Source organism: Sulfitobacter sp. G21635-S1 (assembly GCF_027213915.1).
Taxonomy (GTDB): Bacteria; Pseudomonadota; Alphaproteobacteria; order Rhodobacterales; family Rhodobacteraceae; genus Sulfitobacter.
In genome coordinates, this window is sequence record NZ_JAPWGV010000025.1 from 1 (window position 1) to 13621 (window position 13621).

14 protein-coding genes are annotated in these 13621 nt (G+C 60.9%); 7 read left to right on the forward strand and 7 right to left on the reverse strand.

From position 1 onward, the window contains the following. Nucleotides 1–314: 314 nt before the first annotated feature. A complete protein-coding gene (gene serA, locus O4H53_RS20495; RefSeq protein ID WP_269366793.1) occupies nucleotides 315–1910 on the reverse strand; it encodes a phosphoglycerate dehydrogenase in 1596 nt (531 codons plus the stop codon). Nucleotides 1911–1999: 89 nt separating this feature from the next. Continuing rightward, complete coding sequence (locus O4H53_RS20500) at nucleotides 2000–3139, reverse strand: phosphoserine transaminase (protein ID WP_269366794.1); 1140 nt, start codon at nucleotides 3137–3139, stop codon at nucleotides 2000–2002. Nucleotides 3140–3295: 156 nt separating this feature from the next. Between O4H53_RS20500 and serB the strand changes: the two genes are divergently transcribed. Continuing rightward, on the forward strand, nucleotides 3296–4171 hold the full coding sequence (gene serB, locus O4H53_RS20505; RefSeq protein WP_269366796.1) for a phosphoserine phosphatase SerB: 876 nt from the start codon (nucleotides 3296–3298) through the stop codon (nucleotides 4169–4171). Nucleotides 4172–4242: 71 nt separating this feature from the next. Here serB and O4H53_RS20510 read toward each other — a convergent pair whose 3' ends face one another. Continuing rightward, complete coding sequence (locus O4H53_RS20510) at nucleotides 4243–5223, reverse strand: asparaginase (RefSeq protein WP_269366797.1); 981 nt, start codon at nucleotides 5221–5223, stop codon at nucleotides 4243–4245. Nucleotides 5224–5399: 176 nt separating this feature from the next. On the opposite strand from O4H53_RS20510, the gene O4H53_RS20515 reads away from it, so the two are divergent. After that, complete coding sequence (locus O4H53_RS20515) at nucleotides 5400–5930, forward strand: invasion associated locus B family protein (protein WP_269366798.1); 531 nt, start codon at nucleotides 5400–5402, stop codon at nucleotides 5928–5930. Nucleotides 5931–5949: 19 nt separating this feature from the next. Here the strand turns inward: O4H53_RS20515 and O4H53_RS20520 are convergent, their stop codons facing one another. Beyond that, nucleotides 5950–6285 carry an EamA family transporter gene (locus O4H53_RS20520; RefSeq protein ID WP_269366799.1) on the reverse strand — a complete coding sequence of 112 codons (336 nt, stop codon included), beginning with the start codon at nucleotides 6283–6285 and terminating at the stop codon, nucleotides 5950–5952. A 211-nt stretch (nucleotides 6286–6496) separates the two neighbouring features. Between O4H53_RS20520 and rlmN the strand changes: the two genes are divergently transcribed. After that, nucleotides 6497–7675, forward strand: coding sequence for a 23S rRNA (adenine(2503)-C(2))-methyltransferase RlmN (gene rlmN / locus O4H53_RS20525; RefSeq protein WP_269366801.1), 1179 nt, complete (start codon nucleotides 6497–6499; stop codon nucleotides 7673–7675). A gap of 257 nt (nucleotides 7676–7932) precedes the next feature. Next, a complete protein-coding gene (locus O4H53_RS20530) occupies nucleotides 7933–8145 on the forward strand; it encodes a hypothetical protein (protein WP_114274130.1) in 213 nt (70 codons plus the stop codon). 85 nt (nucleotides 8146–8230) lie between these two features. Here the strand turns inward: O4H53_RS20530 and O4H53_RS20535 are convergent, their stop codons facing one another. Then, the gene (locus O4H53_RS20535) at nucleotides 8231–9076 is read right to left on the reverse strand and encodes a TIGR00730 family Rossman fold protein (RefSeq protein WP_269366802.1); all 846 of its coding nucleotides are present in this window, start codon (nucleotides 9074–9076) and stop codon (nucleotides 8231–8233) included. Nucleotides 9077–9246: 170 nt separating this feature from the next. Here O4H53_RS20535 and dapD point away from each other — a divergent pair, with 170 nt between their 5' ends. The 3 genes from dapD (at nucleotide 9247) to O4H53_RS20550 (ending at nucleotide 10785) form a co-directional block, all read left to right on the forward strand. Next, complete coding sequence (dapD, locus tag O4H53_RS20540) at nucleotides 9247–10074, forward strand: 2,3,4,5-tetrahydropyridine-2,6-dicarboxylate N-succinyltransferase (RefSeq protein WP_269366803.1); 828 nt, start codon at nucleotides 9247–9249, stop codon at nucleotides 10072–10074. Between the two features lie 60 nt (nucleotides 10075–10134). Continuing rightward, on the forward strand, nucleotides 10135–10389 hold the full coding sequence (locus tag O4H53_RS20545) for a GlsB/YeaQ/YmgE family stress response membrane protein (RefSeq protein WP_269366805.1): 255 nt from the start codon (nucleotides 10135–10137) through the stop codon (nucleotides 10387–10389). A gap of 69 nt (nucleotides 10390–10458) precedes the next feature. Further along, nucleotides 10459–10785 carry a hypothetical protein gene (locus O4H53_RS20550; RefSeq protein WP_114274447.1) on the forward strand — a complete coding sequence of 109 codons (327 nt, stop codon included), beginning with the start codon at nucleotides 10459–10461 and terminating at the stop codon, nucleotides 10783–10785. 45 nt (nucleotides 10786–10830) lie between these two features. Here O4H53_RS20550 and O4H53_RS20555 read toward each other — a convergent pair whose 3' ends face one another. Together O4H53_RS20555 and O4H53_RS20560 are read right to left on the reverse strand one after the other, a co-directional pair. Beyond that, nucleotides 10831–11925: a Hint domain-containing protein gene (locus tag O4H53_RS20555; protein ID WP_269366808.1), complete on the reverse strand. Its 1095-nt coding sequence runs from the start codon at nucleotides 11923–11925 to the stop codon at nucleotides 10831–10833. 1 nt (nucleotide 11926) lies between these two features. After that, a complete protein-coding gene (locus O4H53_RS20560; RefSeq protein WP_443069623.1) occupies nucleotides 11927–13507 on the reverse strand; it encodes a Hint domain-containing protein in 1581 nt (526 codons plus the stop codon). Between the last annotated feature and the right edge of the window lie 114 nt (nucleotides 13508–13621).

Sequence of the window (13621 nt, forward strand, 5' to 3'; positions counted from 1 at the left end):
CCCCCCGAAACAACGAAATCGTTCTTCCACGACGCCAGCCACAAGCCTTGGCCCGGGTGTCAGCCCGGGCCGCGCCCGACCCTCCCCCCGGGAGGGCGCTTTTGGTGACTTCTCGTATCACACTGACAACATTGATATTTGTTAGGGAGGCGCTCCGAATGCGCGTCTCAATGCGCCCTCCCAGGCTCGGGCGCGGCCCTTCGTTCGAAAACGTAACGCAGAGCGCAGAAGAACGATTTACCTCCGGCGGCAGCCGCTTCCGGGTTTGTCAGCAATCTGAGGGCGCTCCTGCCAGAGCGCCCCTGAACCGCTTGTCAGGCCACGTCGAACTGCAGGGGCTTGATCTGTTTGAACATGCCCGTCGCGCGCAGTTTCTGAATGACCGGCTCGGGCACGACTTCATCCACATAGAGCAGCGCAATGGCTTCGCCCTTTGCGGCAGAACGTCCCAATGTGAAGTTGGCGATGTTCACATTGTTTTCGCCCATGGTCTGGCCCAGCGTCCCGATGATGCCAGGCACGTCCTCGTTCGTGGTATAAAGCATATGCTCGCCGATCTCGGCGTCGATGTTGATGCCCTTGATCTGGATAAAGCGCGGCTTGCCGTCGGAAAAGACAGTGCCCGCGATGGATCGCTCGCGTTTTTCAGTGACCACGGTGACCTTGACATAGCCGTCAAAGACCCCCGATTTGTCCTGATTGGTGGTGCTGATCTGGATGCCCTTTTCGCGTGCGACGACCGGGGCGGAAACCATGTTCACGTCCGGGTTGGCGCGTTTCATGATGCCGGCAACCACACCGCAGTTCAGCGCGTCGAGGTTCATCTTGCCGACCGAGCCGTCGTAAAGAATGTTGATCGCCTTGATCGGTTCATCTGTCATCTGACCGATGAAGGCCCCCAGATGTCCGGCCAGCTTGACCCATGGGCCCATGACCTTGGCTTCCTCGGCGGTGACCGATGGCATGTTCAGCGCGTTGCTGACGGCACCTGTCAGCAGGTAATCCGCCATCTGCTCGGCCACCTGCAGCGCGACGTTTTCCTGTGCCTCTGTCGTGGCGGCACCGAGGTGCGGGGTGCAGACCACGTTGGGCAGGTTGAACAGCGGGTTCTCGGTGGCCGGTTCGACCTTGAAGACGTCAAATGCCGCACCCGCCACATGGCCGGATTTCAGCATTTCGGCCAGCGCCTCTTCGTCCACCAGACCGCCACGGGCGCAATTGATGATGCGCACGCCTTTCTTGGTTTTCTCCAGGTTCTCGCGGCTGAGGATATTGGCGGTCTGATCGGTGTAAGGGACGTGCAGGGTGATGAAATCGGCACGTTTCAGCAGTTCGTCGAGGTCGACCTTTTCGACGCCCATCTTCTTGGCCTTCTCGTCGCCGAGGAAGGGATCGTAGGCGACGACTTTCATCTTGAGGCCGCGCGCACGGTCGCAGACGATGCCGCCGATATTGCCCGCGCCGATCACGCCCAGCGTCTTGCCGGTCAGTTCGACACCCATGAACTTCGACTTCTCCCATTTGCCGGCATGGGTGGAGGCCGAGGCTTCTGGGATCTGGCGGGCCACGGCGAACATCATCGCAATGGCGTGTTCGGCGGTGGTGATCATGTTGCCGAAGGGCGTGTTCATGACGATCACGCCTTTCTTGGAGGCTTCTTCCTTGTCGATGTTGTCGGTGCCAATCCCGGCGCGGCCGATGACCTTGAGGTTCGGCGCATTGGCGAGGATCTTTTCGGTGACCTTGGTCGCGGAGCGGATGGCAAGGCCATCATAATTGCCGATGATCTCGGCCAGCTTGTCCTTGTCCTTGCCCAGGTCGGGCTGAAAATCCACGTCGATGCCGCGGTCCTTGAAGATTTGAACGGCGGCGTCGCTGAGCTTGTCGGAGATGAGTACTTTGGGGGCCATTGCTGTGGTCCTTTGTGGGATGGGGGAAGGTGCGCAGTGAATGCGCACCCTACGGGTCATGCGTTGGGGGTGCCTTTATGGCGCACCGATCATGTGTTGATTTCGGCCTCGAAGGCCCAGGTGAGCCAGGGCAGCATCGCCTCGATGTCGGCGGTTTCGACGGTACCGCCACACCAGATGCGCAGACCGGCGGGGGCATCGCGGTAGGCGCCGATGTCCAGCGCCACGCCCTCGTCTGCCAGCCTCTTGGCGACAGCCTTGGCAAAGGCGGCACCGTCGGTGATGCGGTCATCGGTGAACTTCAGGCAGACCGATGTGTTGGAACGCGTGGCCGGGTCTTCGGCCAGGTTCGCGATCCAGTCGTTCGCCTCGCAGAAATCAAAGATCGCCTGCGCGTTGGCGTCGGCCCGCGCGATCAGGCCCTTCAGCCCGCCCACGGATTTGGCCCAGTCCAGCGCCAGCAGGTAATCCTCGACGCAGAGCATGGAGGGCGTGTTGATCGTCTCGCCCTTGAAGATGCCTTCGTTCAGCTTGCCGCCTTTTGTCAGGCGGAAAATCTTTGGCAGGGGCCAGGCGGGTGTGTAGCTTTCCAGCCGTTCCACCGCGCGGGGGCTGAGGATCAGCATGCCGTGGGCCGCTTCACCGCCCAGCACCTTCTGCCAGGAGAAGGTGGTCACATCCAGCTTGTCCCAGGGCAGGTCCTGCGCAAAGGCGGCCGAGGTCGCGTCGCAGAGCGTCAGGCCCGCACGATCCGCCGGGATCGCATCGCCGTTCGGCATCCGCACACCGGAGGTGGTGCCGTTCCAGGTAAAGCAGACATCGTTGTCGTAGTTGAGCGTTGCCATGTCGACGATCTGGCCATAGTCGGCCTCGTGTACCGTCGCTTCGATCTTGAGCTGTTTGACCACATCGGTGACCCAGCCCGCGCCGAAGGATTCCCAGGCGACCATTTCGGCAGGGCGTTCGCCCAGCAGGGACCACATGGCCATCTCGAAAGCCCCGGTGTCAGAGGCAGGTACGATGCCGATGCGGTAATCCGCCGGCACACCGAGGACCTCGCGGGTCGTCTCGATTGCCGCAAGCAGTTTGGCCTTGCCAGGAGCGGCACGGTGGCTGCGCCCCAGGGGAGCGGATGCCAGCTTGTTCAGATCGAATGTGGGGATTTTGGCACAGGGGCCGGAAGAAAAACGCGGATTAGCCGGCCGCGTTGCCGGTGCAGTAATAGCCATTGATGCTACCCTCTCAGATAAGCGCCCTTCGTTGGGGAAGGGTGTCCCAAGGCTGCGTTTAAGCGGTTGGTCAGGCTGGCGCAATCTGAAAAACGTGTCTAGAACGCCGCCTTGTCGCACATTTGCGACCTGAATGACGCGGATCGGAAACTTCGGATGTACACAGTTGTCTTGCTGACCTCACCCCAAGCGCGGACTCTTGAGCCCGCATTGGTCGAAAACCTGCGCAATGCCTGGGGCGGCGGCGAAGCAGTCTGGCTGGCGCCGGACGAGGTGGCGGAATTCGGGATCGCGCAGCAGCCTGACAATTTCGAGGCCGTCTGGGAGGAGTGTCAGAAGATGGGCGTCGATCTGGTTGTCGTGCCGACCGCGAATCGCCGCAAACGGATGTTGCTGGCCGATATGGACAGCACGATGATCCAGCAGGAATGTATCGACGAACTGGCCGATGAGGCCGGTGTGGGGGCAAGGGTCAAGGACATCACGGCGCGTGCGATGAATGGCGAGTTGGATTTTGACGGCGCATTGCGCGAGCGGGTCGGTCTGTTGAAAGGGTTACCGGAATCGGTGATCGGCAAGGTGCTGGCGGAACGGATTACCCTGATGCCGGGCGGTCCGGTGCTGCTGGCGACGATGAAGGCGCAGGGCGGCCATGCGGCTCTGGTCTCCGGCGGCTTTACGGCCTTTACGGCAAAGGTCGCCGCTCTGCTGGGATTTGACGAGCATCGGGCCAATACCCTGCTGGTCGACAAGGGTATGTTGAGCGGTGAGGTGGGGATGCCGATCCTGGGTAAACAGGCAAAGGTCGATGCGCTGGAGCAGATCACGGCGCGGCTGGGTATCGCCGAGGCGGATGTGATCGCTGTCGGGGACGGGGCGAATGATCTGGGCATGTTGAAGCGTGCGGGCCTTGGTGTGGCGCTGCACGCAAAGCCTGCCGTAGCCGCGCAATGTAATGTGCGGGTGAATTTCGGTGATTTGACCGCCTTGCTTTATGTGCAGGGCTATGCGCAATCGGATTTCGCCGCCTGACGGCGGCGATCCGGTGGGGGCGCTGCCCCCGTCCTTCGGACTCCCCCGGGAATATTTTTTGCCAAAAAGAATCAGAGGAGTTCGGCAGCAGGTTTCAGCACACCTGTCACGATCTCTCGTCTGTTGGTAATCGGGGCGTTCATGCGTTTCAGCGTGGCGGGATGGTTCGGATCAAGGGCGCCGAGTTTGACCAGAATCGCGGCGATGGCGCATTCTGCGGCACGCGTGGTGCCGCAGGCCGCCTTGAGGGCGATGCCCAGCTTCTGCTCGGGCAGGATGGCGATGAAGAAGCCTTCGGCGCCGGTTTTCAGGGCGACCTTGCCGTCCATCGCGCGCATCAGCTCGGTGCAGGCCCGACCCTCGCCCGCGACAAGCTCCGGGTGCAGGCGCATCGCCTGATGCAGGCGGGTTTCGGCGGCGCCATCGGGCGCGGCGGCGAAACGGGCCATGGCGCGTGCCATGCCGTGCAGCGTGCAGGCGTGGTTCGGGGCCGAGCAGCCATCAATGCCGTAGCCGGGTGAAGTCTCTTCTGTGACGTCTTCGAAGGCGTCCAGGCAGGCCTTTTGCACCGGATGCGCCGGATCGACATATTCCGAATTGCCGCCAAGATGCCTGTTCAGTGTCAGGAAACCCGCGTGTTTGCCCGAGCAGTTGTTGTGAACCTGGCAGGGGGCCTCATCTGCCCGGATCAGGTGGTTGCGGGCATCGCGGTCATCGGGTTCCTGCGGACCGCAGCGCAATGCGGCATCGTCCAGACCAAGGGTATCGAGCCATGAGTTGACCCTGTCGGTATGGATCGCGGCGCCGTTGTGCGAGGCGCAGGCCAGCGCAAGCTGTTCGGTGGAAAGCCTCATCCTGTCGGCGGCGCCGGAGGTGACCAGCGGCAGGGCCTGGATCATCTTGGACGACGAACGGGGGAGGATCACGGCACTCGGATCACCCCATGATTGCGCGATCTGGCCGGTGTCGTCGCAGACCACCGCATGGCCTGAATGGACGCTTTCCAGAATGGGACCACGCCAGATTTCGGCAAAGGGGCTTGGCTGGGTCATGAATTCCTCCGATTCGTGCGCGAAAACCTGCCAATCAGGGTTTCGTCTGTCGCCTGTTTCGCGTTATTATGCTTGTTGTCGAAAAGATAACAGGCACTTGCAGGAGAGCGGCCAAACAACGCCGCCATCAAGGCTTGCGATTGAGTTGAGGTCAAGGACAGCTGGAGGCTGGACAGATGCGAATTATTAAGAATTTAGGGGTTGTGGCAGGGTTGGCCGCTTTTGCGGCGTCAGGCGCTGCCGCACAGGATCAGAGCACGAACCGCGTCGCTGCCAAGACGGACTGGAGTGTCTTCGTCGAGGACAACCCGACCGAATGCTGGGGCGTGTCCACACCAAAGGAAACCGTGAATTCGCGCGATGGCCGGGTTGTCGCGGTGAACCGCGGTCAGACCTTGTTGATGGTGTTCTACCGGCCCTCTGCCGGCGCCAAGGGGCAGGTTGCCTTTACCGGTGGCTACCCCTTCAAGTCGGGATCGACCGTAAACATGGATATTTCCGGCAATACGTTTGAGCTGTTCACCGAGGGTGAATGGGCGTGGCCGGCAACCACCGAAGATGATGCCAAGATCATCACGGCGATGAAACGCGGTGCCGATGCGGTGCTCAGCGGTCAGTCAGGTCGGGGGACGAACACCAAGGACACGTTCTCCTTGCTGGGATTCACGGCAGCGGTGGAAGACGCGGCCAAGCGCTGCGGTGGCTGAACATTGGTGCGTGGTGCGTTCAGACGATGCGCACCATTAATACCATCGCCGCCAGAGCGCAGCCGATTCCGGCGAATTCCCTGAATTCCAGGGTTTCGCCGAACCGCAGCACACCCAGGGCGCAGAGCGCGATCAGCGTGATCATGGAAAACCCGACTCCGGCTTGCGAAAGTGTGATGTGCTGCAGGGCAAAGTACCAAAGCAGGGCCGAGCCCGCGTAAAGCGCGCAGCCGATGATGACCAGTGGCGATCCGGCTGACTGGCCTTCGACAACGGCGGTTTTGATCAGGTAGTCGCCGAAGATGACAATCAGGGCCGTACCGGATGTCAGGGCGAGGCCGTAGAATATCGACATACATCTATCCTTCAGAAAAAATGGTTCATGCCCCTGCAGGGTGGCTTGAAATGAAGCCAGGGGTGCGAAAGTCTGAATGGATTGAGGTTGGGCCGGATGCAAAGACCGCGCAAGTGGGGATAACCATACCCCGGAGCCTGCGGTTCAAGACCCTTTTGCAATTCGCGGCACATTCTATATAGAGACGCATCCACCCAAGGAGAGTCGCCCCATGACCGCCACCGCGCCAATTACCCAGGACGTCCATACCATTCCGCGCAAGATGCCGGAGGGTCCTGTGAACCTTGTCGGGATGACCCGCGACAAGATGCGGGAGGCTCTGATTGCCAACGGCACGCCGGAAAAGCAGGCTAAGATGCGGGTCGGCCAGATCTGGCAGTGGATCTACCAGTGGGGCGTGCGTGATTTCGATGCGATGACCAATCTGGCCAAGGCCTACCGGGCCGAGCTGGCTGAGAAATTCGTGATCGAGGTGCCGGAGGTCGTGACCAGGCAGGTCAGCAGCGACGGCACGCGCAAGTATCTTGTCCGCATTGCCGGCGGTCATGAGGTCGAGGTGGTTTATATCCCGGAAGAGGGGCGCGGCACGCTTTGCGTATCGTCACAGGTAGGGTGCACGCTGACCTGTTCGTTCTGCCACACAGGCACGCAAAAGCTGGTGCGCAACCTGACGGCGGCAGAGATCATCGGCCAGGTCATGGTGGCGCGGGACGATCTGGGCGAATGGCCGGTCCCGGGCGCGGTCAAGGATGAGACGCGGCTTTTGTCGAACATCGTGCTGATGGGCATGGGTGAACCGCTGTATAATTTCGAGAACGTGCGCGACGCGATGAAAATCGCGATGGACGCCGAAGGCATCCAGCTGTCGCGCCGTCGGATCACGCTGTCCACATCGGGCGTGGTGCCGGAGATCTGGCGCACCGCGCAGGAGATTGGCTGCCAGCTTGCCGTATCCTTCCATGCCACCACGGATGAGGTGCGTGACAAGCTGGTGCCGATCAACAAGCGCTGGAACATCGAGGAGTTGCTGGACGCCCTGCGCAGCTATCCCAAGGTCAGCAATTCAGAGCGGATCACCTTCGAATATGTCATGCTGCACGGCGTCAACGACAGCGACGAAGACGCGCGGCGGCTGGTCAAGCTGATTGACGGCATTCCGGCCAAGATCAACCTGATCCCGTTCAACGAATGGCCCGGTGCGCCATACAAGCGGTCCAGCAACAACCGCATCCGCGCCTTTGCCGATATCATCTACAAGGCCGGCTATGCCTCTCCGATCCGCACCCCGCGGGGCGAGGATATCATGGCGGCCTGCGGGCAGCTGAAATCGGCCACGGAACGCGCGCGCAAGTCGCGCAGGCAGATCGAGGCGGACGCGGGGATCAGTTGATCTGCCATCCGGCAAAGAGGTGCTGATGCTGCTCCCGAGGCAATGGAATCAGGCGATTTGAGATCAATTTTGGTCCGGGGGTCAGGCGGCCTCCGGGCTTTATGTATCTGAATTAAAGCAATAAATTACAGATTTATGACATCACGGGTCGTTCGGTGCGTCCTGAAATGACCTTTGTTCCGACGCATTCCCGAGCAATTGTTGCCATGGGCGGCGTCAAGATTGTTTCCTGTAGAAACCCAATCAGGAGACAGAAAATGTCTGTCATGATCAACAAGGACCCTTTTATCACCGCTCAGGTCATGGACCTCGTGCTGCGGGAACGCGCCGTGGCGCTTTCCAGTCGCGAATGGAAACACCGGCTGGCCGGATATGGCTATGCGATCAAGTCGACGGATCACGGTGAAATCGTGGAAACGCTGCCACATCATGTGGAAGTTGGTGTGCTGCCCGACCAGGCGCGCGCCTGACCGGACCGATTGCGCCGGCGGGCGAGGCGCACGGCTGTTGACGCCCGGACGATCAACCAGGCGCAGAACGATCAACAGCAGGTGCTTACCGGCCGGGAATTTCCTTGCGCGCAGGTGACACTTTCCAGTTTTCGATCAGGTCCATCGCTTCGGCCGCTGTTTCGACAAATCGGAACAGGTCCAGGTCCTCGACCGAGATGGTGCCGGCATCTGCCAGCGCGTCCCAGTTGATGATCTTTTCCCAGAATGCCTGCCCAAACAGCAGAAACGGAACCGGCTCCATCCGGCCCGTCTGGATCAGGGTCAGCGCCTCGAACATTTCGTCCATGGTGCCAAAGCCACCGGGAAAGACGCAGATCGCCTTGGCCCGCATCAGGAAGTGCATCTTGCGGATGGCGAAGTAGTGAAAATTAAAGCATAATTCCGGTGTGACATAGGCATTGGGTGCCTGCTCGAACGGCAACACGATGTTCAGCCCGACAGAGCGCCCGCCGGCGTCCATCGCGCCGCGGTTGCCAGCCTCCATCACGCCCGGCCCGCCGCCGGTGACGATCACACCCTCGCGTCCGTTGCTCTGCATGGATTTCAGGGTCATCAGGCGGGCAAATTCGCGGGTTTCATCGTAAAAGCGGGACAGATCCGCCAGGGTCTCGGTCCGGGCGGTGTGTTTTTCTGCCGGTTCCGGAATGCGTGCGCCGCCAAAAAGGACGATGGTGCTTTCCACCCCTTCGGCATCCAGCATCAACTGGGGTTTCAGCAGTTCCAGTTGCAGCCGCACGGGGCGAAGTTCGTCGCGACACATGAAATCATCGTCGGAAAACGCCAGACGATACGCCGGGGCCCGCGTCTGTGCCGTGTCGGGTGCGGATTCCGCCGCCCTGCGATCACTGGATGCATGGCGCAGGGGGTGGCGGCGGTCATCGTCTTTCATCAGTCTCTCCGGATTAGATGGCAGGTCAGGGTGGCGTGGTTGGGCCGAACTTGCAATGGGGTATCGGTCATGCAGGAACCGCCCTGCGGCCGACATCTTTACGGAAGTTGCGTGACATCCGGTCCGCAGGTATAGCGCGTCAAAGACTTTCTTCAGCAGGAGTGCGCCCAATGTCCAATTCCCAACTTGAAACCGCGATCGAAAAAGCGTGGGACACCCGTGATCAAATCAATTCATCGACCACTGGCGAAACCCGTGACGCGATCGAGGAGACGCTGAATGCATTGGATTCAGGCAAACTGCGGGTTGCGGAAAAGCAGGAAGACGGCAATTGGCACGTGAACCAATGGGCCAAGAAGGCCGTGCTGCTGGGCTTCCGGATCAAGGATATGGAATATCACGATGGCGGCCCGCAGGGTGCCGGGTGGTGGGACAAGGTCGACAGCAAGTTCAAGGGCTGGGGCGACGCGGAATGGAAAGAGGCCGGTTTCCGTGCCGTGCCCAACTGCGTGGTGCGCCGCTCTGCCTATATCGCGCCGGGCGCGGTGCTGATGCCGTCTTTTGTGAACATCGGTGCCTATGTGGACAGCGGCGCAATGGTGGACACATGGGTCACTGTCGGCTCCTGCGCGCAGATCGGCAAGAACGTGCATCTGTCCGGCGGCGTTGGCATCGGCGGCGTGTTGGAGCCGATGCAGGCGGGCCCGACCATCATCGAGGACAATTGCTTTATCGGGGCGCGTTCGGAAGTGGTCGAAGGCTGCATCGTGCGGGAAGGTTCCGTTCTGGGCATGGGCGTTTTCATCGGCCAGTCGACCAAGATCGTGGACCGCGAAACCGGCGAGATCATGTATGGCGAAGTGCCCGCGGGGTCGGTCGTTGTGGCGGGTACGATGCCGTCCAAGAACAATGTCAGCCTGTATTGCGCAGTCATCGTGAAACGCGTGGACGAACGGACGCGGTCGAAAACCTCGATCAACGAGCTTCTTCGTTCCTGACCGGGAACCATTTCCCGACCTGCGGGTTTCTGTCCGATATCTCAGGGAAGGACGGATACCATGACAGGTTTGGGCTGGATCGCGGCAATTATCGTTGGCGGCATCGCCGGATGGCTGGCGGAGAAATTCATGAAGGGTGATCACGGGCTGTTGCTCAACATCTTCATGGGAATCGTCGGGGCGATGCTGCTCAACGCGATTCTGTTGTTCATATTCGGTTTCACCCTTGGCGGATGGATCGGCCAGCTTGTTGTCGGCTTTATCGGTGCGTGCCTGTTGATCGCGGCCATCCGCGCAATGCGGGGGCGCAGCTGACCTGGACCTTGGCGCGTGGGGCATCCGCAGCGGCTTGACAAACCCCCTGCCGCGCCGCCAATTGCGCGCATGGCGAAAAAAGGTCCAAGCAGACAGCAAGTTTACACCCTTTTGGTCGAGATTGGCCGCAAGGAAGGCGACGGCCTGCCCGAAAAGGCGACTGGCGCCGCGCTGATGTGCTTTGCTTCCGGCATCGACGAGGCCGAAGCGGTGCGCGAAACTGTTGCGATTCTCAAGCAGGCGGATACCAATCCGCTTGATGTCACGGGCTACGGCACATTGGCCGAGCGTGAGGCCGAAGGCCACGAGATCGACGAGGAGGAGCGCGCGCTGATGGCCCGCGCGCTGGAAGAAAACGCGGTCATCGTCGCGCAGATGACGCCCTTCTTTGATTGACCCTCTGAGCGGCCATCGGGCCTGCGGGATGTCAGCTTTCTGACTTCAGGCCGCGCGCTGGCGGGCCAGGTGAATCGCATCATACCATTGCAAGACGTGATGCGCAGGCTTGCCGTGTTCCGGCAGGCTGTTGCGATCAAGCCCGTGCAGCAGGCTGCCGTGCAGATGTTGCCCGTTCCGGCGAATACGCCCGATATAGAGACTTTCGAGCGCTGTGCCGGCAGCAAGAAGCGTTTCGTGGCTGGGCAAGAGCAATTGGGTATAGCTGATGGTCGGGCCGCAGGGCTCTGCCATCGCGGCAAAGCCGTTGACCAGATGCCGCGCGGGCACCAGAACGGCCTCTTGGCCGAACAGGTATTCCACTTCCGGGCCGTCGATGATCAGCCGCTGGTCCGGTGACACGACGATATCCTGCTGCAATCCGAAATAGGGCGCGCGCAGGCGCACGGGATGATAGCTGCCCCGCGCGGGAACGGTCCGGCTGATGGTTTGCAGGACAGGGACCACCCCGGCATTGCGGGTCATCACGGTGTCGCCCCGCTGCAAGGTCTCGGCGGGCCTGTAGCCCCATGGCGTGGCCAGCGGTGTCCCCGGCAGAAGACTGGGCATCGGTCCGATCGGTTCGATCTGATCGGACAGGGCGGCAAAAATCATGTCCGGTGCAAAGGTGTGGTCGCCGCTGCCCAGCATCAGCTGACGCACGTCTTCCAGGGACAGGGGGTGCGGATTTTCGACATAGACGCTGGTCAGGGTCGTGACTTCGGGCTGTTCCAGCGTCATCCGGCCCCATTTGGCGCAGCTGTCCCAGGAATAGGTGATCCGGACCACATCTGTCCGGCCCGCATCCTTGCGCTGGATCGCGGCGTGGTTGATGGATTTGCCCTGGACCTGCACCATGGCGATGCCGCCGCCCGGTATCGCCTGAAACGTCAGGCTGCGCTGCCAGGGAAAGGTTGTCTTGTACCCGAACAGCAGTTGCGGACGCCCATCCGCGGAAAGCCGGGTTTCAAACATGATCGAACCACGCGTCAACAGTGTGCGCGGATCGTCCTCAACCTGTGGCTGGTCATTCTTGTCGCTGCCCAGGCCCCGGACAGAGAGCCGCCGCCCATCGTGATCGCAAAGCGCCAGCCAGGTCATGTCACGCCGCCTTCGCGGCGCGCAGCAGGCCCGCTTCAAACCGTTTCAGGGTGCGTCGTGCCGCGGGTGAATAGCCTGCACCGGTCTCCGGGTCGATTTCCGGGAACAGGGCGCAGATCTCATTCACGATCTCCTGCTCAAAACTTTGCTTGGTCTGGGGCCCGGGCAGGAAGCTTTCGGTTTCCAGCCCTTCGGAAAAGACGACCTGATGGCGGTCGAAGAGCAGATGAACATAGGTGACATCGCCACCCGTGCGTCGGGTGACAGACCTGTCATTCACAAGGTCGCGCGCCGCGATCAGCACTTCGGCCTCGCCGAACAGAAGCTCTGCCAGATTGTCCCGGATCAGCACCCGGTGCAGCGGCGACACCAGCAGATCACGGTGCTTGCCAAAGGTGTTCGCACGGATGTGGATCGGGGCGAACTCTCCGGTGGCGGGAACGGTGCGGGTGCCGCTCCAGCGCAGTGGCTGCGGTCCGTCATCCTGGGTCAGCACCATGTCGCCGGGTTGCAGGTGTTCGGCCGGCCGTTCCCCATCGGGGGTCGCGATCAGGGTGCCAGCGACGAAACAGGGCACGCCCGTCGCGTTGACGAAGCCGACGTCGGTGTTGATGCCGTTGTCGATCGTATAGGTGAAGTTGAAGTTCTCGACGTCACCGTCACCCGTGACCGTAAATGTCCCGTTTGCATTCAGGCGCACCGTCTGGCCGGTCGGCAGCGTAATCGTGTCGCCCGCATTGACCGCCACGCCGTTGATATGCGTGATGGTCAGCGTGCCGCCACCTTCGTTGATATCATTGCCAAGGACGTCGATTTCACGTTCGCCGTCCGGAAACAGATCCACGTTGTCGGACATCGCGATGAGGTCGGTCTGAACCGAGTTGCCGGCGATCAGCAAATTGGAATCGTAGTTGCTGTCCGAGACGTCCGCGATGGCGATGCGCAGCGAATTCACGACACCGGGGTTCACGAACATGGTCAGGGTCAATGTGATCGTGAACCCGTCCATCTCCGTGTTGAACTGGTCGTTCTGGTTGTTCACGTACATGTTGATGTTATTGGCGGTATTGACGTTGCCGGGGTCCACGTCGCCATTGCCCACGTCCATCGGCACAAGTGTGCCGTTGACCCAGACGCCGACAAAATCCTGATAGATCGAATTCTCGAACTCGGGATATTCCTCCGAGGAAAAGACGAACTGCATGGTCATCACGCTGCTGTCGGGAATGAAATCCACATCCAGCGTTGCCGCGTCATAGGTCCGCGCCCCTGCCACATCGTTGTAGGGGCGGTAGTTGTTCGTTCCCGATGTATTGGTGGAGGTATTGGTGCTTTGGTTCGACTGACCGTTGGAATTGGTGAAATCCTGCGCATTGCCCGTCGACAGGATCACGCCGGTATCGCCCGGGGTCACACCGGGGGCAGTTGCGTCGCCACCCGAATAGATGCCGGCGCTGTCGTTGTCGCCGTAATAGGTCGCGCCGACGACGGTTACGCCGTCGCCAAATATCGTTTCGGCCATATCCGTGGCGCTGGTGCCTTCTCGGACCGTTTCGATGGGAAGTTCTGATGCTGCTACCACGTCTCTGCCTCTTACCCTTGGTTCGAGGCGACATTGGTCAGCGGCGCACGGATCAAGCCCGTGCTTTTCACTTGCCGAAGTGCAAGGATGGCCCTGTTTTCAGGTGTCCGGTCT

Excerpts from the sequence above, each read along its gene's own strand:
- O4H53_RS20510 (WP_269366797.1), bottom strand. The coding sequence starts at position 5,223 with ATGACCCAGCCAAGCCCCTTTGCCGAAATCTGGCGTGGTCCCATTCTG.
- O4H53_RS20555 (WP_269366808.1), bottom strand. The coding sequence starts at position 11,925 with ATGACCTGGCTGGCGCTTTGCGATCACGATGGGCGGCGGCTCTCTGTC.
- serB (WP_269366796.1), top strand. The coding sequence starts at position 3,296 with ATGTACACAGTTGTCTTGCTGACCTCACCCCAAGCGCGGACTCTTGAG.
- O4H53_RS20535 (WP_269366802.1), bottom strand. The coding sequence starts at position 9,076 with ATGAAAGACGATGACCGCCGCCACCCCCTGCGCCATGCATCCAGTGAT.
- O4H53_RS20515 (WP_269366798.1), top strand. The coding sequence starts at position 5,400 with ATGCGAATTATTAAGAATTTAGGGGTTGTGGCAGGGTTGGCCGCTTTT.
- O4H53_RS20500 (WP_269366794.1), bottom strand. The coding sequence starts at position 3,139 with ATGGCTATTACTGCACCGGCAACGCGGCCGGCTAATCCGCGTTTTTCT.
- O4H53_RS20520 (WP_269366799.1), bottom strand. The coding sequence starts at position 6,285 with ATGTCGATATTCTACGGCCTCGCCCTGACATCCGGTACGGCCCTGATT.
- dapD (WP_269366803.1), top strand. The coding sequence starts at position 9,247 with ATGTCCAATTCCCAACTTGAAACCGCGATCGAAAAAGCGTGGGACACC.
- O4H53_RS20550 (WP_114274447.1), top strand. The coding sequence starts at position 10,459 with ATGGCGAAAAAAGGTCCAAGCAGACAGCAAGTTTACACCCTTTTGGTC.
- rlmN (WP_269366801.1), top strand. The coding sequence starts at position 6,497 with ATGACCGCCACCGCGCCAATTACCCAGGACGTCCATACCATTCCGCGC.
- serA (WP_269366793.1), bottom strand. The coding sequence starts at position 1,910 with ATGGCCCCCAAAGTACTCATCTCCGACAAGCTCAGCGACGCCGCCGTT.
- O4H53_RS20545 (WP_269366805.1), top strand. The coding sequence starts at position 10,135 with ATGACAGGTTTGGGCTGGATCGCGGCAATTATCGTTGGCGGCATCGCC.
- O4H53_RS20530 (WP_114274130.1), top strand. The coding sequence starts at position 7,933 with ATGTCTGTCATGATCAACAAGGACCCTTTTATCACCGCTCAGGTCATG.